A 15169-nucleotide genomic window follows, 5' to 3' on the forward strand; every position below is an offset into this window, starting at 1 on the left:
CCCTTCGGGGAAGTCGAAAAGGGGACGTAACCCGCCTAGGCTGTCGAGCGTGGAGCTCCAAGGCCTTACGGGTTACGTCCTCTTCGCGTTGCAGGCCGCCGTCCTGGTGACGACGGTGTACGCGTTCGTCCATGCCGCGATCCAGCGGCCCGACGCCTACACCGCGGCCGAGAAGCTGACCAAGCCCGTGTGGCTGGTGATCCTCGGCGTCGCGATCCTGCTGGCGCTGGTGCTGGGCATCACCGGGGTGGCGATCGCGGCTGTCGCCGCCGGGGTGTACCTGGTCGACGTCCGGCCCAAAATCCTGGAGATCCAAGGGAAGTCGCGCTAGTGCGGCTGGCGCTGATCGGGATGGCCGCCTGCGCGGTCGCGCTCTCCGGGGCTCCCCACGCCGCCGCCACCCCGGCCCTGCAACCTCCGCCCTACATCGACCACGCGAAGTGGGCCAAGTGGGGTGACCTGTCGAGCCTGCGGGTGTATCCCACCGCCGCGGGGCGTGACACCTCGGGCCGGCCCGGCACGGCGGCGCAGGCCGATGAGGCGTGGAACGAGATCCTCGCGCTGTCGCCTGACGCCGCGATCGCCGGCATGAAGGAGCAGTTCGTCTGCCACTGGCAGTTCGCCGAGATCGCCCAGCCCGGGAAGGTGAGCTGGAATCTCGAGCCCTGGCGACCCGAGGTGAGCCCCGACCAGATGATCGCCGCGGGGTGCAATCCCGGTGGCACCGAAGAACCGTTCTGATGGGCTACACCCGCGCCCAGGTCGCCGCCGCCGTCGACCACACGTTGCTCAAACCTGAAGCGACAGAAGCCGATATCGTCGCGCTACTCGCCGAGGCCGTCGAACTCGACGTCTACGCCGTGTGTGTGTCGCCGCCGTTCGTGCCGACCGCGGTGTCGCTGGCCGCCGGCCGCGCTGTGGCATCGGTGGTGGGATTCCCGTCAGGCAAACACCTTTCGGTGATCAAAGCCCATGAGGCTGCCGTGGCGGTGGACGCAGGCGCCCGGGAGATCGACATGGTGATCGACGTCGGCGCGGCGATCGGCGGCGAACTCGACGTCGTCCGCACCGACATCGCGGCCGTCCGTGACGCGACACCAGGGGCACTGCTCAAGGTGATCGTCGAGTCGTCGGCCCTGGTGGAGTTCGGCGGCTGGCCGCTGCTGACCGACGTGTGCCGGGTCGCCGAGGAGGCGGGCGCCGACTTCGTCAAGACCTCGACCGGTTTCCATCCCTCCGGCGGCGCTTCGGTGCGCGCGGTGGAGGTGATGACCGCCGCCGTCGGCGGCCGTCTCGGCGTCAAGGCCAGCGGCGGCATCCGATCGGCGGCAGACGCCACCGCGATGCTCAACGCGGGCGCGACCCGCCTCGGGTTGTCCGGCACTCGAGCGGTGCTCGACGGCCTCTAGGCCCTACAGGGTGCCGAAGCAGGGGTCGTCGGTCTGCTTGGGCATCGACGCGTTCTGCGTCGAAAAGCGGCTCTGCACACCGGTATCGGTGACCGACACCGAGTCGGCCTTGATGTTCAACGGATAGTTCTGCGTCAGCTGCGCGGTGAACGCGTCCAGCGCCGGCTGCACGGCCTCGCGGGGCAGCGTGAAGCCCAGCCCGGTCACCTTCTGCACCGACAGCGCGATACCGCCGTCGACGACCTGCGGCTTGGCGGTGATACTGCCCAGCGCGCCCTCGAGTTCGATCGTGCCGTCGCTGGCGTTGGTGGTCACCCCGGTGACGAAGCTGCCGATCAACGGAATGGCGCCCTGGATGGTCTGCTTGATGCCGTCGGCCGACCAGTCGATGTTCGCCACCAGGGAGCCGACCGTGCCGCTGGAGGTCGGGGTGTCCTGCAGGCGCACGTCGTCGATGTCGAGGTTGACCTTCATGCCCTTGGCGTCACGGACCTGGTTGCCCGCGGTCTCGATGCGGATGTTCGTGTAGTGCCCGGACATGTGCTGCATCAGGAACGGCGGCAGCACCCCGAACGACGCGGTGGCGTCGTCCTGCACCACGCACTCGACCACCCCGGCCACCACCGTGTCGGCCCGGTTGCGGGCGTAGAGCTCGCCGCCGAGCAGGCCGGCGAACACCAGCGCCACCACGATCACCACCACCAGGACGACGGACAGCGGGTCGCTGAAGAACTTCTTGAACTTCGCCGGCAACGAGGAGCCTTCCTGCGGGGGCGCAGACGGATGCTGCGGGTACTGCGGGTTCTGCGGCGGTGGCGGTGGGAACGCCGGGCCGGATTGCTGCGGCGGGCGGGCCCAGGGATCGGTCACCTCAGGGATTCTGCCCTACCGGCATGAGCAAACCCTGAGCGGTTCTGCATGACCGCGACGGTCGTCCGGGCCTTGCGCGCGGCGTCGAGATCGACGTCACAGACCAGCAGTTCCGGATCCGCGCCGGCTCCGGCGAGCACCTCGCCCAGCGCGGACGCCACCAGACTGCCGCCCACCCCCGTCGGGCCGAGGGCCGCGAGCTCGTCACCGGGGTAGGCCTGTCCGACCGCGGCGACCACGCTCGACGTGTCGATCGCCCTGGCGCGGGCCAGCAACGTCCACTGCTCCAGCTTGCCGGGCCCGGTGCCCCACGACGCGTGCGCGGTGATGAGCTCGGCACCGCGCTCGGCCAGCTCCACGTACAGCTCGGGGAACCGGATGTCGTAGCAGAGCGTCAGCCCGACCGTCACGCCGTCGACGACGATGGTGACGGGCTCGTGCCCCGGCGCGACGGTGTCGGACTCGGTGAACCCGAACGCGTCGTACAGGTGGATCTTGTCGTAGCGCGCGTCGACGCCGGGGCCGGTCGCGAGGAGCGTGTTGGTGACCCGCGCCCGATGATCCAGGTCGGACGGCACGAACATGCCCGCGACGACGACGATGCCGGCGCGGTCCGCGCTCTGGCGGACCGCGTCGGCCCACGGACCGTCGAACGGTTCGGCGACGGAGCCCAGCGGCACCCCGAAGCGGCACATCGTGGCCTCGGGGAACAGCACCAGCGCCGCGCCGGCTTCGGCGGCCCGCCGCGTCTGCTCCTCGACGAGGCGGAGGTTGTCGGCGGGATCGCTGCTGCTGCGGATCTGTGCCAGGGCTACACGCATGCCCTCCAGACTAGTTACGGACCCCAGGCGGGACGATCGGCCTTGGCGGCCTTCTTCCCGAGCTTGCCGGACCGGACCTGCGCGGCGAGGCTGTCGAGAATCACGCGCGAGCTCATCAACGCGGTCTGCTCGGCCCAGTCATAGGGCGGCGAGCACTCGACGACCTCGATACCGGCCAACCCGGGTTCGGAGATCATCTTGACCAGGTTGAGCGCCTCGCGAGGGAGCAGCCCGCCCGGCTCCGGCCATCCTGTGCCCGGAACGAACCCGGCGTCGATCACGTCGATGTCGAACGACAGGTAGACCGCCTTGGCGTCCTTCCACGCGATCTCGAGGGCCATCTCCGCGATCTTCTCGATGCCGACCCGTTCGACGTCGCCGACGGTCATCACGGTCGACTTGCGTTGGCGGCCGACCTTGACGCCTTCGCGGGGGCTCTGCCACCCGCCGATGCCGATCTGCACCAGGTTCGTCGCCGGCGCGTTCTTGATGTTGGTGGCGTGGAACCACGGCGTGGTGTGCATCCGCTCGTCGAGGTCGGTCTCCTGGGTGTCGACGTGGCGGTCGAAGTGGATGATGCCGATGTTGCCGTCCAGGTAAGGCGCCATCCCGCGGATCGTTGGGAACCCGATGGAATGGTCACCACCGAGCACGATCGGCATGACGCCCTTCTGCACGACGTGCGCCATCGCCTGGCTGATCTGGTCGAAGGACTTCTCGAGATTGCCGGGGATCGTGAAGACGTCGCCGATGTCGACCATGTTCAGCTGCTCGCGCAGGTCGACACCGGACTCGTAGTTGTAGGTACCGAACAGGTTGGTCGAGCGCCGGATACCCTGCGGCCCGAACCGGGTGCCGGGCCGGTAGGTCGCTCCGGCGTCCAGGGGGACGCCGAACACCGCGACCTCGGCGTCGTCGACCTCGTTGACGTCCTCGATGAAGGGGCACTTGAGGAAGGTGCCGCGCTCACCGGCGAAGTGCGGCTTCTCGCCGCGCACGAACGTCGAGATCGTGCGGTCGTTGATGGACGGCGCGGCCTCGAGCCCGTGGCTGAGGCCGCGGTCGATCTCCTCACGCAGCCGGCGATCGCCCAGCTTCGCCTCGGCCTGTTGCGCCCAGGCGCCTTCGGCGTTCGTCACGGAGGGGTCGGGACGTTCGGGTACGTCGGACATGAGTTCTCCTCATCGCGTCGTCTTGTCGCTGTCCGGGTACGACGCACCTCGTCCGGGGAGCGGGGTCACCGGCTCCTGGGAGTCATTGTCAGCACGCCCGCGAGGACCTGTCCACTCAGACAGCGACACTTCACTGGACGGGCGCGACGACGGGCCACGGCACCGTGAGGACGCCGTCGCGCAGCGTGCGCCGCGGCGGGACCACCGGAAACCCTTGCGCGGCAAGCATGTCCAGCATCGCCCGCCAGCGCACCCGCGGCCCGAACACACCGTGTGCCGCGCTGCTCGCCCAGGCGCGATCGGCGGCGGTGAGCAGCGTGTGGATGGGCTGACCGGGCACGTTGTGGTGGATCAGCACCTTGGGCAGACGCTCGGCCAGATCGGAGGGCCGCTCGATGGCGAACGGGTCGCAGGCGAGCGTGAGGGTCACCTCCGACGTCGCATCCAGCAGCACCCAGGCGCAGCGGCGGCCGAGCTCGTCGCAGGTGCCGTCGACGATCAGCCCGCCCGGCGCCAACCCGCGGCGCATCGCCGCCCAGGCGTCCGGCACCGCCTCGGGCGGGTACTGGCGCAGCACGTTGAACGCCCGCACCAGCACGGGGCGGTGGCCGGCCAGCTCGAAACCGCCCAGCGCGAAGTCGACACCCGGGGCCAGCCCGTCGGCCACCGCGGCCAGGCCCGCCCGCACCCGCCCGGGATCGATCTCGAGCCCGACCACCCGCACGTCGGCGCGCACCCGGCGCATCCGCATCGCCAACTCGAGCGTCGTCACCGGCAGCGCGCCGTAACCGAGGTCGACGATCAACGGGTCGGCGGCGCTCTGCACGGCGGTGCGGACCCGCGGCGAGTGCACCAGCCATCGGTCGCTGCGTCGCAGCCGGTTGTGGCCGGTGGTGCCGCGGGTGACCGCTCCGAGCGGTCGGGAGGCGGCGCCGGTCACCTGGCAGCTCAGCTGTTCTCGGTGATCCACACCGTGGTGAACCGCTGTTCGGCGATCAGCAGGTCGACGAGCTGGCTGCCGATGAAGTTCTCGATCTTGCCGCCCACCAGGGGCACCCGCACCTCGACCGTCGCCGTGAACGCCATCCGCGAGCCGGGCTGCGCCGGGGCCAGCACCGCGGTGCCGGTCAGCCCGGCCGGCGCGCCGGGGATCGCGCCGCTGACCTTCGCGGTCGCCCGCCCCTCCCGGACCGGCGACCACAGCTCCTCCCGCACGAAACTGAGGTCCCCGCGGTGGAATTGGGTGACCACCCCGGGCAGCCGGTCGGCGCGCAGGGTCTGCGTGGTCTTGATCCGGATCCCGCCGTCGGCGTCGATCGTCATGTCGTCCAGCGTGGCGTGGTCGGCGCCGGAATCCTGCAGGCGCACCAGCCAGTACTCCTCGTCGCGGAACGCCTGGTGGACCTGTTCGACCGTGCCGCCGTACTCGGCGGCCATGTCGAATGAACGCGGCATGGCAAACCACGCTACCGTTACCGCCCGTGGTCACTTCGTCTATCGCGGGCGTGGCGGTCGCCGAGGATGTGCCGTTGGCGCCGCTGACCACCTTGCGCGTCGGCCCTGTGGCGCACCGGCTGATCACCTGTGTGACGACCGAGCAGGTGGTCGAGGTGATGCGCGCCGTCGGTCCGGAGGCGCTGATCTTGGCCGGTGGGTCCAACGTGGTGCTCGGCGACGGTCTCGGTGCGGCCACCGTGGTACGGCTCGCGACCCCCGGGATCTCGGTCGACGGGGAGCTGCTGCGGGCCGAGGCGGGGGCGGTCTGGGACGACGTCGTCGCGGCGTCACTGGCGCACGGGCTGGGCGGACTCGAGTGTCTGTCGGGCATCCCCGGGTCGACGGGTGCGACGCCGGTGCAGAACGTCGGCGCGTACGGCGCCGAGGTCGCCGACACCATCAGCAGGGTCCGGCTGCTGGACCGGCGGACCGGCGAGGACCGCTGGGTGACGCCGGACCATCTCGAATTCGGTTATCGCACAAGCATTCTGAAGGGTTCCGCGGACGCCGTGGTGCTGGAGGTCGAGTTCCGGCTCGACCCGTCCGGCCGCAGCGCGCCGCTGCGCTACGGCGAGCTGGCCGCCGCGCTGGACGTCGAACCGGGGGAGCGTGCCGACCCGGTGCGGGTGCGCGAGACCGTGCTGCGGCTACGGGCCGGCAAGGGCATGGTGCTCGACGACGCCGATCACGACACCTGGAGTGTCGGGTCCTTCTTCACCAACCCCGTCGTGACGCAGGCGCAGTTCGAGCGCCTGGCGGCCGAGGTGGACGGCCGGGTCCCGCACTATCCGGCCGCTGCCGGGGTCAAGCTGGCGGCCGCCTGGCTCGTCGAGCGCGCCGGATTCAGCAAGGGCTACCCCGGCGACGGCGCTGCGGTACGGCTGTCGACCAAGCACGCGCTGGCTGTGACCAATCGCGGGAATGCGACCGCGGCGGACGTGATCGCGCTGGCCAGGACGATCCGCGACGGTGTCGCGGCGGCCTTCGGGATCGATCTCACACCCGAACCGATTCTGATCGGATGCGCTCTCTAGGTACGCTGGCAACACGTGAGCCCTGCCAACCCGGTGCCGTCGCTGAACAGACGGCGAGCACTCGCCGCCCTGGCGGTCGGTGTCGTCGCACCGGGCGCACTCGCGGCGTGTATGTCCACCGACAAGAACTCCTCGTCCGGCCAGTCCGCCGAGGATGCGCCCGCCGCGCCGCAGCTGCGCTACGAACCCGAGGATGCCGCGTCCGACGTCGCGCCCACCTCGCGGGTCGCCGTCACGGTCGAGAACGGCTGGTTCCAGAAGATCAGCCTCAGCAACACCGACGGCAAACCCGTCGCCGGGGCGCTCAACCGGGACCGCACCGAGTTCACCGCCTCCGAGCCGCTCGGTTACGGCGTCGAGTACCGCTGGGCGGGCACCGTCGTCGGGCAGGACGGCAAGGCGGTGCCGGTCAAGGCGTCGTTCACCACCGTCGACCCCGACACGCAGGTCAACGGGCAGTTCCAGCTCTCGGACGGGCAGACCGTCGGCGTCGCGGCGCCGATCATCCTGCAGTTCGATGCCGCGATCGCCGACGAGGACCGCGCCGAGGTGGAGAAGGCCGTCAAGGTCACCACCACCCCCGAGGTCGAGGGCAGTTGGGCGTGGCTGCCCGACGAGGCCGGCGGCTCGCGCATGCACTGGCGGACCAAGGAGTACTACCCGCCGGGCACGACGGTGCACGTCGACGCGAAGCTGTACGGGGTGCCGTTCGGCGAGGGCGCCTACGGTGCGTCGGACTCCACGCTCGACTTCACGATCGGTCGTCGCCAGGTGGTCAAGGCCGAGGCCTCCAGCCACCGCATCCAGGTTCTCGACGAGGCCGGCGCCGTGATCATGGACTTCCCGTGCAGTTACGGCGAGGGCGACGAGGACCGCAACGTCACCCGAAGCGGCATCCACGTCGTCACCGAGAAGTACGAGGACTTCTACATGTCGAACCCGGCGGGCGGCTACACCAACGCCCACGAGCGGTTCGCGGTGCGCATCTCCAACAACGGCGAGTTCATCCACGCCAACCCGAACAGTGCCGGCGCCCAGGGCAACAGCAACGTCACCAACGGGTGCATCAACCTGTCCACCACCGACGCCGAGCAGTACTTCCAGACCGCGGTCTACGGCGACCCGGTCGAGGTGACCGGTACCCGCATCGACCTGTCCTACGCCGACGGCGACATCTGGGACTGGGCGGTGCCGTGGGACGAGTGGACGGCGATGTCGGCGCTGTCGTCGCAGAAGCCGTCGAACATGCCGGAGAGCGCGCCGGCCACCCCGCCCGGAGCACCGACGTCGGTCAGCGGCCGCCCCGGCGGCTAGGTCTCGCGGTTGAAGCGGGATCCGCTGGCGCCGCTGACCTGGTCCCGGGGGCGCACCACGATGAGGTCCAGATCGACGTGCGACGGCCGGCTCGCGACGAAGCCGATCACCTCGGCGATGTCCTCGGCCACCAGCGGCGTCACGCCCTGATACACCTTCTCGGCACGGTCGGTGTCGCCCTCGAAGCGGTTCAGGGAGAAGTCCGTCTTGACCATGCCGGGCGCGACTTCGGTGAGCCGCACCGGTTTTCCGAGCAGTTCGCTGCGCAGCGTCCGATGTAGGACGCCCTGGGCGTGCTTGGCCGTGGTGTAGCCGGCGCCGTTGTCGTAGATCTCGACGGCCGCGATCGAGGTGACGGTGACGATCAGCCCGTCGCCGGAGGCGATCAGCTTGCCCAGCAGCGCGCGGGTGACGTGCAGGGTGCCCATCACGTTGGACTCCCACATCCAGCGCCAGTGGTCGACGTCGGCGTCGGCCACCGACTCCAGCCCGCGCGCCCCGCCGGCGTTGTTGACCAGCACGTCCACCCGGTCCAGTCGGCCGGCCATTGCCGCCACGGCCTCGGGGTCAGTGACGTCCGCCACAATCGCGGTGCCGTCGATCTCGGCGGCCAGCGCTTGGATGGGTTCCTCGCGACGAGCCACGCAGATCACGTGAAAGCCTTGTGCGGCAAGGGTTCTCGCGGTGGCTTCGCCGATCCCGGCGCTGGCTCCGGTGACCACGGCGACTCGGCGGGCATCAGATGGCGTCGTCATGCACGCAACCCTAGCGCTCGTGTTAAATTGACCCCGTGATCCGAACCGGTCAGGCAGTCCAGGCTGCCGCGCGGCGTGCGTGTTGTTGTTGCGCACCCCGCCGCGCCTGACTGCGCCCGGACGAGATCCCGTCCCGCTGAGTCGCCAGGTGTGGCCCCGCCCCACCGACCGACCGACTCAAGGACGATTTCATGACCAGCTCCCTCGCCGCCCGCTCCCACGCCGCCCAGGCCAAGCGCACCGCAGCCGCCGCCGGCAGCGGCCGTTACCCGCAGGCACTGCTGCACCACATCGTGGCCCCCGCGCTGCGCGTCCCTGAGGCCGCCGCGGCGTCGGTGTTCGCCGCGGCCCGACAGCGCGGCCCCATCGCCCGTGACGTCATCGCGCAGGTCACCGGCCTGTCGATCGCCACGGTCAACCGGCAGGTCACCGCGCTGCTCGACGCCGGACTGCTGCGGGAGCGCGCCGACCTCGCGGTCTCCGGCGCCATCGGCCGCCCGCGCGTGCCGGTCGAGGTCAACCACGAGCCGTTCCTCACCCTGGGTGTGCACATCGGCGCCCGCACCACCAGCATCGTCGCCACCGACCTGCTCGGCCGGACCCTCGACGTCGTCGAGACGCCGACGCCGCGCGGCGTCCAGACCGGCGCCCTGGACGCCATCGCCGCCAGCGCCCGCCGCTACCTGAGCCGCTGGCACCGCCGCCGCCCGCTGTGGGTCGGGGTGGCCGCGGGCGGTGTGGTGGACAGCACCACCGGCTACCTGGACCATCCACGGCTGGGCTGGTCGGACGCGCCCGTCGGCCCGGTGCTCGCCGAGTCGCTCGGCCTGCCCGTGTCGATCGCCTCGCACGTCGACGCGATGGCCGGCGCCGAGCTGCTGCTCGGGGTCCGGCGGCCCCCGGGTCGCACCTCCACCAGCCTGTACGTGTACGCCCGCGAGACGGTCGGTTACGCGCTGGCCATCGGCGGGCAGGTGCACTCCCCGGCCAGCGGACCCGGCACCATCGCCGCGCTGCCGGCCCGGTCGGAGCTGCTGGGCGGCAGCGGTGAGCTGGAGTCCACGGTCAGCGACGAGGCGGTGCTGGTCGCCGCGCGCAAGGCCCGCATCATTCCGGCCGACGGCCCGGCGTCGACCGTCACCGCCGTGCTGCGCGCGGCGCGGCAGGGCAACGAGCAGGCCGCGGCGCTGGTCGCCGAACGCGCCCGTGTGCTCGGCGAGGCCGTCGCGTTGCTGCGCGACATGCTCAATCCCGACGATCTGGTGGTCGGCGGTCAGGCCTTCACCGAATATCCGGAGGGCATGAGCACCGTCGAGTCGGCGTTCGCCGCGCGTTCGGTGCTGCCGCATCGCGACATCCGGGTGACGGCGTTCGGCAACAGGGTGCAGGAGGCCGGCGCGGGCATCGTGTCGCTGGGCGGCCTCTACGCCGACCCGATCGGCGCGATGCGCCGGGCGCAGTCCCGCCGGCCCGAGGTGAGTGCCTGAGCAGGTCGCCTCACGCGGGGCGTGTAGACATGACGGTGTGCGTCCAGCGACCGACCCTCTGCCCGTGCCGCGCCGGGTGGCGGTGCTGTCCGTGCACACCTCCCCGCTGGCCCAGCCGGGCACCGGCGACGCGGGCGGGATGAACGTCTACGTGCTGCAGACGGCCCTGGAGCTGGCGCAGCGCGGCGTGGAGGTGGAGATCTTCACCAGGGCGACGTCGTCGACGGATCCGGCGGTGGTGCGGGTGGCGCCCGGGGTGCTGGTGCGCAACGTGGTCGCGGGGCCGTTCGAGGGCCTGGACAAGAACGATCTGCCCACCCAGCTGTGCGCGTTCACCGCGGGCGTGCTGCGTGCCGAGGCCACCCACGAACCCGGCTACTACGACATCGTGCACTCGCACTACTGGTTGTCCGGTCAGGTCGGCTGGCTGGCCGCCGACCGGTGGGCGGTGCCGCTGGTGCACACCGCGCACACGCTGGCCGCGGTCAAGAACGCCGCGCTGGCCGACGGCGACTCCCCGGAGCCGCCGATGCGCGCCATCGGTGAGCAGCAGGTCGTCGACGAAGCCGATCGGCTCATCGTGAACACCGAACACGAAGCGGCGCAACTGGTTTCGCTGCATCAGGCCGATCCATCGCGGATCGACGTGGTGTACCCGGGTGTCGACCTGGGCACGTTCACCCCCGGCGACCGGGGTGCCGCTCGCGCGGCGCTCGGCCTCGATCCGCAGGTGCCGGTCGTCGCGTTCGTCGGCCGCATCCAGCCGCTGAAGGCGCCCGACGTGCTGTTGCGGGCGGTCGCCCGGCTGCCCGAGGTGCGGCTGCTGATCGCCGGTGGTCCCTCGGGGTCGGGCCTGGCCACCCCCGACGGTCTGGTCGACCTGGCCGCCGAGCTGGGCATCACCGACCGGGTGACGTTCCTGCCGCCGCAGTCGCGCGACGAACTGGTGGCCGTCTACCGCGCCGCGGACATCGTCGCGGTGCCCAGCTATTCGGAGTCCTTCGGGCTGGTCGCGGTCGAGGCGCAGGCCTGCGGGACTCCGGTGGTCGCGGCCGCGGTGGGCGGGCTGCCCGTCGCCGTGCGCGACGGGGTCACCGGGGCGCTGGTCGACGGCCACGACCCCGCGGACTGGGCCCGCACCCTGGCCGACGTCCTGGCCGCCGGGCCGGCCACGATGAGCCGCGCCGCCATCGAGCACGCCGCGTCGTTCTCCTGGGGGCACACCGTCGACATGCTGCTGGACAGCTACGGCCGGGCGATCGCCGATCACCGCGGCCGCCATCAGCGCCAGCCCACGGCCCGCCGCGGCGGGCGCCGATTCTCGATGCGCAGGGGAGTACGGGCATGACCGATCGCACACAGGACGTGCAGGCCGTCATCGAGAGCACGCTGGCCGAACACGATCTGCCGTTCACCCGCCACAAGGGCGCCGCAGGCGGCCTGCCGGGGCTGGTGGTCGCGCTCCCCGGCGAGCGGCGGCTCACCACCAACACGATCCTCACCGTCGGCGAGCACTCGGTCCGCATCGAGGCGTTCGTCTGCCGCAAACCCGACGAGAACTTCGAGGGCGTCTACAAGTTCCTGCTCAAACGCAACCGCAGGCTCTACGGCGTCGCCTACACGCTCGACAACGTCGGGGACATCTACCTCGTCGGCCGGATGTCGCTGTCGTCGGTGAGCCCCGACGAGATCGACCGGGTGCTGGGCCAGGTGCTCGAGGCCGTCGACAACGACTTCAACACCTTGCTGGAGTTGGGGTTCCGCACCTCGATCCAGAAGGAGTGGGAGTGGCGTGTCTCGCGGGGTGAGTCGCTGAAGAACCTGAAGGCTTTCGAGCATCTGATCGAGGACCACGACAAGAACTGAGCGTGAGAGGATCGGCCCATGGCAGATACCGCGACGCTGATCCTCGTCCGCCACGGCGAGAGCGAATGGAACGCGCTGAACCTGTTCACCGGATGGGTCGACGTCGATCTGACCGACAAGGGCCGGGCTGAGGCCGCGCGGGCCGGCGAGATGATCAAAGAGCTCGACCGGCTCCCCGACGTGCTCTACACCTCGCTGCTGCGCCGCGCCATCACCACCGCCAACATCGCGCTGGACAAGGCCGACCGGCACTGGATCCCGGTGCACCGCGACTGGCGTCTCAACGAGCGTCACTACGGTGCGCTGCAGGGGCTGGACAAGGCCGAGACGAAGGCCAAGTACGGCGACGAGCAGTTCATGGCGTGGCGGCGCAGCTACGACACCCCGCCGCCGCCGATCGAGCCGGGCAGCGAATACAGCCAGGACACCGACCCGCGCTACGCCGACATCCCCGGCGGCGCGCCGCTGACCGAATGCCTCAAGGACGTCGTCGAACGGTTCGTGCCGTACTTCACCGACGTGATCGTGCCCGACCTGCGTGCCGGCAAGACGGTGATGATCGCCGCGCACGGCAATTCGCTGCGGGCCCTGGTCAAGTACCTCGACGGGATGTCCGACGACGACGTGGTCGGGCTGAACATCCCGACGGGTATCCCGCTGCGCTACGACCTCGACGGCGACCTGAAGCCCACGGTCGTCGGCGGCACCTATCTGGACCCCGAGGCCGCGGCGGCGGGTGCGGCCGCGGTGGCCGCCCAGGGCGCCAAGTAGGGGTTCGCATCCCCGCCCGGCGAACAGTGGGTGAACAGCGCAGAACGCGGAACCGAACTTCCGTCTTTGTGTCTGTGACGTGTCCCGATTTGGCCGCACGCTGCTGGGATGACGTTCACCGAGTGCGTACGATTTTCGCGTGAGTGTCGTATCGGCGCTGCTGCTCGCGGCGATCGTGGCACTGCTCGCGTTGTCGGCCGGTGTGGTGGTCGGCGTGAGGGCAGCACCGCGGCTGCGCGAGCGCCGTCAGCGCCGGATGGTGGAGCAGAACGGCATCACCGTTTCCCAGATGCTCGGCCACGCGGTCGCGCAGTCCCCGGTCGGAATCGTGGTCGTCGACACCCACCGTGACGTGGTCTACACGAACACCCGGGCCACCGAACTCGGACTGGTGCGCGACCGGTTGCTCGACGACCGCGCGTGGCAGGCCGCGCAACGAACGCTGACCAGCGGGCAGGACATCGAATTCGAACTGGTGCCGCGCAAGCGGGATCATCCGGGGCGCTCCGGGCTGTCGGTGCGCGGCCACGTGCGGCTGCTCACCGAGGACGACCGGCGGTTCGCGGTGGTCTACGTCGACGACCAGTCCGAACACGCGCGCATGGAGGCGACCCGGCGGGACTTCGTCGCCAACGTCAGCCACGAACTCAAGACGCCGGTGGGTGCGATGGGCGTGCTGGCCGAGGCGGTGCTCGCCTCGTCCGACGACCCGGAGACGGTGCGCCACTTCGCCGAGAAGATGGTCACCGAGTCACACCGGCTCGCCGACATGGTGGGCGAGCTGATCGAGCTGTCCCGGCTGCAGGGCGGCGAGCGGCTGCCCGACCTCGGTGCGGTCGACGTGGACACCGTGGTGGCCGAGGCGCTGTCGCGCCACAAGGTGGCCGCCGACAACGCCGACATCGAGATCACCACCGACGCGCCGACGGGCTTCCGGGTGCTCGGTGACGAGACACTGCTGGTGACCGCGCTGGCGAACCTGGTGTCCAACGCAATTGCCTACTCTCCCAATGGATCTCCCGTGTCGATCAGCCGACGGCGACGTGGTGACAACATCGAGATCGCGGTGACCGACCGCGGTATCGGCATCGCCCCCGTCGATCAGGAGCGTGTCTTCGAGCGCTTCTTCCGCGTCGACAAGGCACGGTCCCGGGCCACCGGCGGCACCGGGCTCGGGCTGGCGATCGTCAAGCACGTCGCCGCCAACCACAACGGCTCGATCCGGCTGTGGAGTCAGCCGGGCACGGGCTCCACCTTCACCCTGTCGATTCCCGCGTATCTGCGCGAGGACGACCCGAACGAGCACGACGACCGAGAGGACTAGGACAGCGATGACCAGTGTGCTGATCGTGGAGGACGAGGAGTCCTTGGCCGATCCCCTGGCCTTCCTCCTGCGCAAGGAGGGCTTCGAGGCCACGGTGGTGGCCGACGGCCCGTCGGCCCTGGCCGAGTTCGAGCGCGCGGGCGCCGACATCGTGCTGCTGGACCTCATGCTGCCCGGGATGAGCGGCACCGATGTGTGCAAGCAGCTGCGGGCCCGCTCGAGCGTGCCGGTGATCATGGTGACTGCGCGCGACAGTGAGATCGACAAGGTGGTCGGGCTGGAGCTCGGCGCCGACGACTACGTCACCAAGCCGTATTCGGCACGGGAGCTGATCGCGCGCATCCGGGCGGTGCTGCGGCGAGGGGCCGACACCGACGATCAGGGCATCGCCGACGGCGTGCTCGAGGCCGGCCCGGTCCGCATGGACGTGGAGCGTCACGTCGTCAGCGTGAACGGCAGCCCGATCACGCTGCCGCTCAAGGAGTTCGATCTGCTCGAGTACCTGATGCGCAACAGTGGGCGGGTGCTGACCCGCGGCCAGCTGATCGACCGGGTGTGGGGCGCCGACTACGTCGGGGACACCAAGACGCTCGACGTCCACGTGAAGCGACTGCGCAGCAAGATCGAAGCCGACCCCGCCAACCCGGTGCATCTGGTCACGGTGCGCGGGCTCGGGTACAAGCTCGAGGGCTGACACTCTTCCGCTAGGCGGGGGCTGAAATCGTCCCTATTTCGTCACAGAGTTTGCCTGTTGTTAACAGGCGATCACAATTCCCAACACGCCCAGTGATCAATGGCTGTGACTTTGGTCACAATCCGCTCAGGCGATCACACGAGATTTTATTCGCT

17 protein-coding genes and 1 riboswitch are annotated in these 15169 nt (G+C 70.3%); of the genes, 11 read left to right on the forward strand and 6 right to left on the reverse strand.

All coding sequences use genetic code 11. The features are described 5' to 3' along the window. Positions 1-49: 49 nt before the first annotated feature. Genes MCHLDSM_RS13450 through deoC form a run of 3 tightly spaced genes read left to right on the forward strand, consistent with a single transcriptional unit; the run spans position 50 to position 1409 of the window. Complete coding sequence (locus MCHLDSM_RS13450; protein WP_048470526.1) at positions 50-331, forward strand: DUF2516 family protein; 282 nt, start codon at positions 50-52, stop codon at positions 329-331. Positions 332-351: 20 nt separating this feature from the next. Further along, positions 352-741, forward strand: a complete 390-nt coding sequence (locus MCHLDSM_RS13455; RefSeq protein WP_048470691.1) for a DUF2599 domain-containing protein — start codon at positions 352-354, stop codon at positions 739-741. Next, positions 741-1409: a deoxyribose-phosphate aldolase gene (gene deoC, locus MCHLDSM_RS13460; RefSeq protein ID WP_048470527.1), complete on the forward strand. Its 669-nt coding sequence runs from the start codon at positions 741-743 to the stop codon at positions 1407-1409. The genes MCHLDSM_RS13455 and deoC overlap by 1 nt, the downstream gene beginning before the upstream one ends. 3 nt (positions 1410-1412) lie before the next feature. Here deoC and MCHLDSM_RS13465 read toward each other — a convergent pair whose 3' ends face one another. From MCHLDSM_RS13465 to MCHLDSM_RS13485, 5 genes are all read right to left on the reverse strand, one after another. Continuing rightward, a complete protein-coding gene (locus tag MCHLDSM_RS13465) occupies positions 1413-2279 on the reverse strand; it encodes an LmeA family phospholipid-binding protein (RefSeq protein WP_048470528.1) in 867 nt (288 codons plus the stop codon). Beyond that, a complete protein-coding gene (locus tag MCHLDSM_RS13470) occupies positions 2276-3100 on the reverse strand; it encodes a carbon-nitrogen hydrolase family protein (RefSeq protein ID WP_048470529.1) in 825 nt (274 codons plus the stop codon). Before MCHLDSM_RS13470 ends, MCHLDSM_RS13465 begins: the two co-directional genes overlap by 4 nt. A gap of 14 nt (positions 3101-3114) precedes the next feature. Further along, positions 3115-4272: an agmatinase family protein gene (locus MCHLDSM_RS13475; protein WP_048470530.1), complete on the reverse strand. Its 1158-nt coding sequence runs from the start codon at positions 4270-4272 to the stop codon at positions 3115-3117. Positions 4273-4283: 11 nt separating this feature from the next. Beyond that, positions 4284-4350: riboswitch (guanidine-III (ykkC-III) riboswitch) on the reverse strand. Between the two features lie 52 nt (positions 4351-4402). Further along, on the reverse strand, positions 4403-5212 hold the full coding sequence (locus tag MCHLDSM_RS13480) for a hypothetical protein (RefSeq protein WP_048470692.1): 810 nt from the start codon (positions 5210-5212) through the stop codon (positions 4403-4405). Between the two features lie 8 nt (positions 5213-5220). Beyond that, complete coding sequence (locus MCHLDSM_RS13485; protein WP_048418753.1) at positions 5221-5727, reverse strand: DUF2505 domain-containing protein; 507 nt, start codon at positions 5725-5727, stop codon at positions 5221-5223. Between the two features lie 26 nt (positions 5728-5753). Between MCHLDSM_RS13485 and MCHLDSM_RS13490 the strand changes: the two genes are divergently transcribed. Further along, complete coding sequence (locus tag MCHLDSM_RS13490; RefSeq protein WP_048470531.1) at positions 5754-6803, forward strand: UDP-N-acetylmuramate dehydrogenase; 1050 nt, start codon at positions 5754-5756, stop codon at positions 6801-6803. 15 nt (positions 6804-6818) lie between these two features. Then, entirely contained in the window at positions 6819-8117 is a 1299-nt protein-coding gene (locus MCHLDSM_RS13495) for a L,D-transpeptidase (RefSeq protein WP_048470532.1), read from the forward strand. Here the strand turns inward: MCHLDSM_RS13495 and MCHLDSM_RS13500 are convergent. Continuing rightward, complete coding sequence (locus MCHLDSM_RS13500; RefSeq protein ID WP_048470533.1) at positions 8114-8872, reverse strand: SDR family oxidoreductase; 759 nt, start codon at positions 8870-8872, stop codon at positions 8114-8116. The genes MCHLDSM_RS13495 and MCHLDSM_RS13500 overlap by 4 nt on opposite strands. Before the next feature lie 191 nt (positions 8873-9063). Between MCHLDSM_RS13500 and MCHLDSM_RS13505 the strand changes: the two genes are divergently transcribed. The 6 genes from MCHLDSM_RS13505 (at position 9064) to regX (ending at position 15014) form a co-directional block, all read left to right on the forward strand. Continuing rightward, positions 9064-10359 (forward strand): ROK family transcriptional regulator, encoded by a 1296-nt coding sequence (locus MCHLDSM_RS13505; RefSeq protein WP_048470534.1) that lies wholly within the window; start codon positions 9064-9066, stop codon positions 10357-10359. Between the two features lie 37 nt (positions 10360-10396). Beyond that, positions 10397-11707, forward strand: a complete 1311-nt coding sequence (gene mshA / locus MCHLDSM_RS13510; protein WP_048470535.1) for a D-inositol-3-phosphate glycosyltransferase — start codon at positions 10397-10399, stop codon at positions 11705-11707. After that, positions 11704-12225, forward strand: a complete 522-nt coding sequence (locus tag MCHLDSM_RS13515; RefSeq protein ID WP_048470536.1) for a type III secretion system chaperone family protein — start codon at positions 11704-11706, stop codon at positions 12223-12225. The genes mshA and MCHLDSM_RS13515 overlap by 4 nt, the downstream gene beginning before the upstream one ends. A gap of 18 nt (positions 12226-12243) precedes the next feature. Next, positions 12244-12996 (forward strand): phosphoglyceromutase, encoded by a 753-nt coding sequence (locus MCHLDSM_RS13520; protein WP_048470537.1) that lies wholly within the window; start codon positions 12244-12246, stop codon positions 12994-12996. A gap of 139 nt (positions 12997-13135) precedes the next feature. Further along, positions 13136-14320 (forward strand): sensor histidine kinase, encoded by a 1185-nt coding sequence (locus tag MCHLDSM_RS13525; protein ID WP_048470538.1) that lies wholly within the window; start codon positions 13136-13138, stop codon positions 14318-14320. A gap of 7 nt (positions 14321-14327) precedes the next feature. Then, positions 14328-15014 (forward strand): two-component sensory transduction protein RegX, encoded by a 687-nt coding sequence (gene regX / locus MCHLDSM_RS13530; protein WP_048470539.1) that lies wholly within the window; start codon positions 14328-14330, stop codon positions 15012-15014. The last annotated feature ends 155 nt before the right edge of the window (positions 15015-15169 follow it).

The organism is Mycolicibacterium chlorophenolicum, assembly GCF_001044235.1.
GTDB lineage: Bacteria > Actinomycetota > Actinomycetes > Mycobacteriales > Mycobacteriaceae > Mycobacterium > Mycobacterium chlorophenolicum.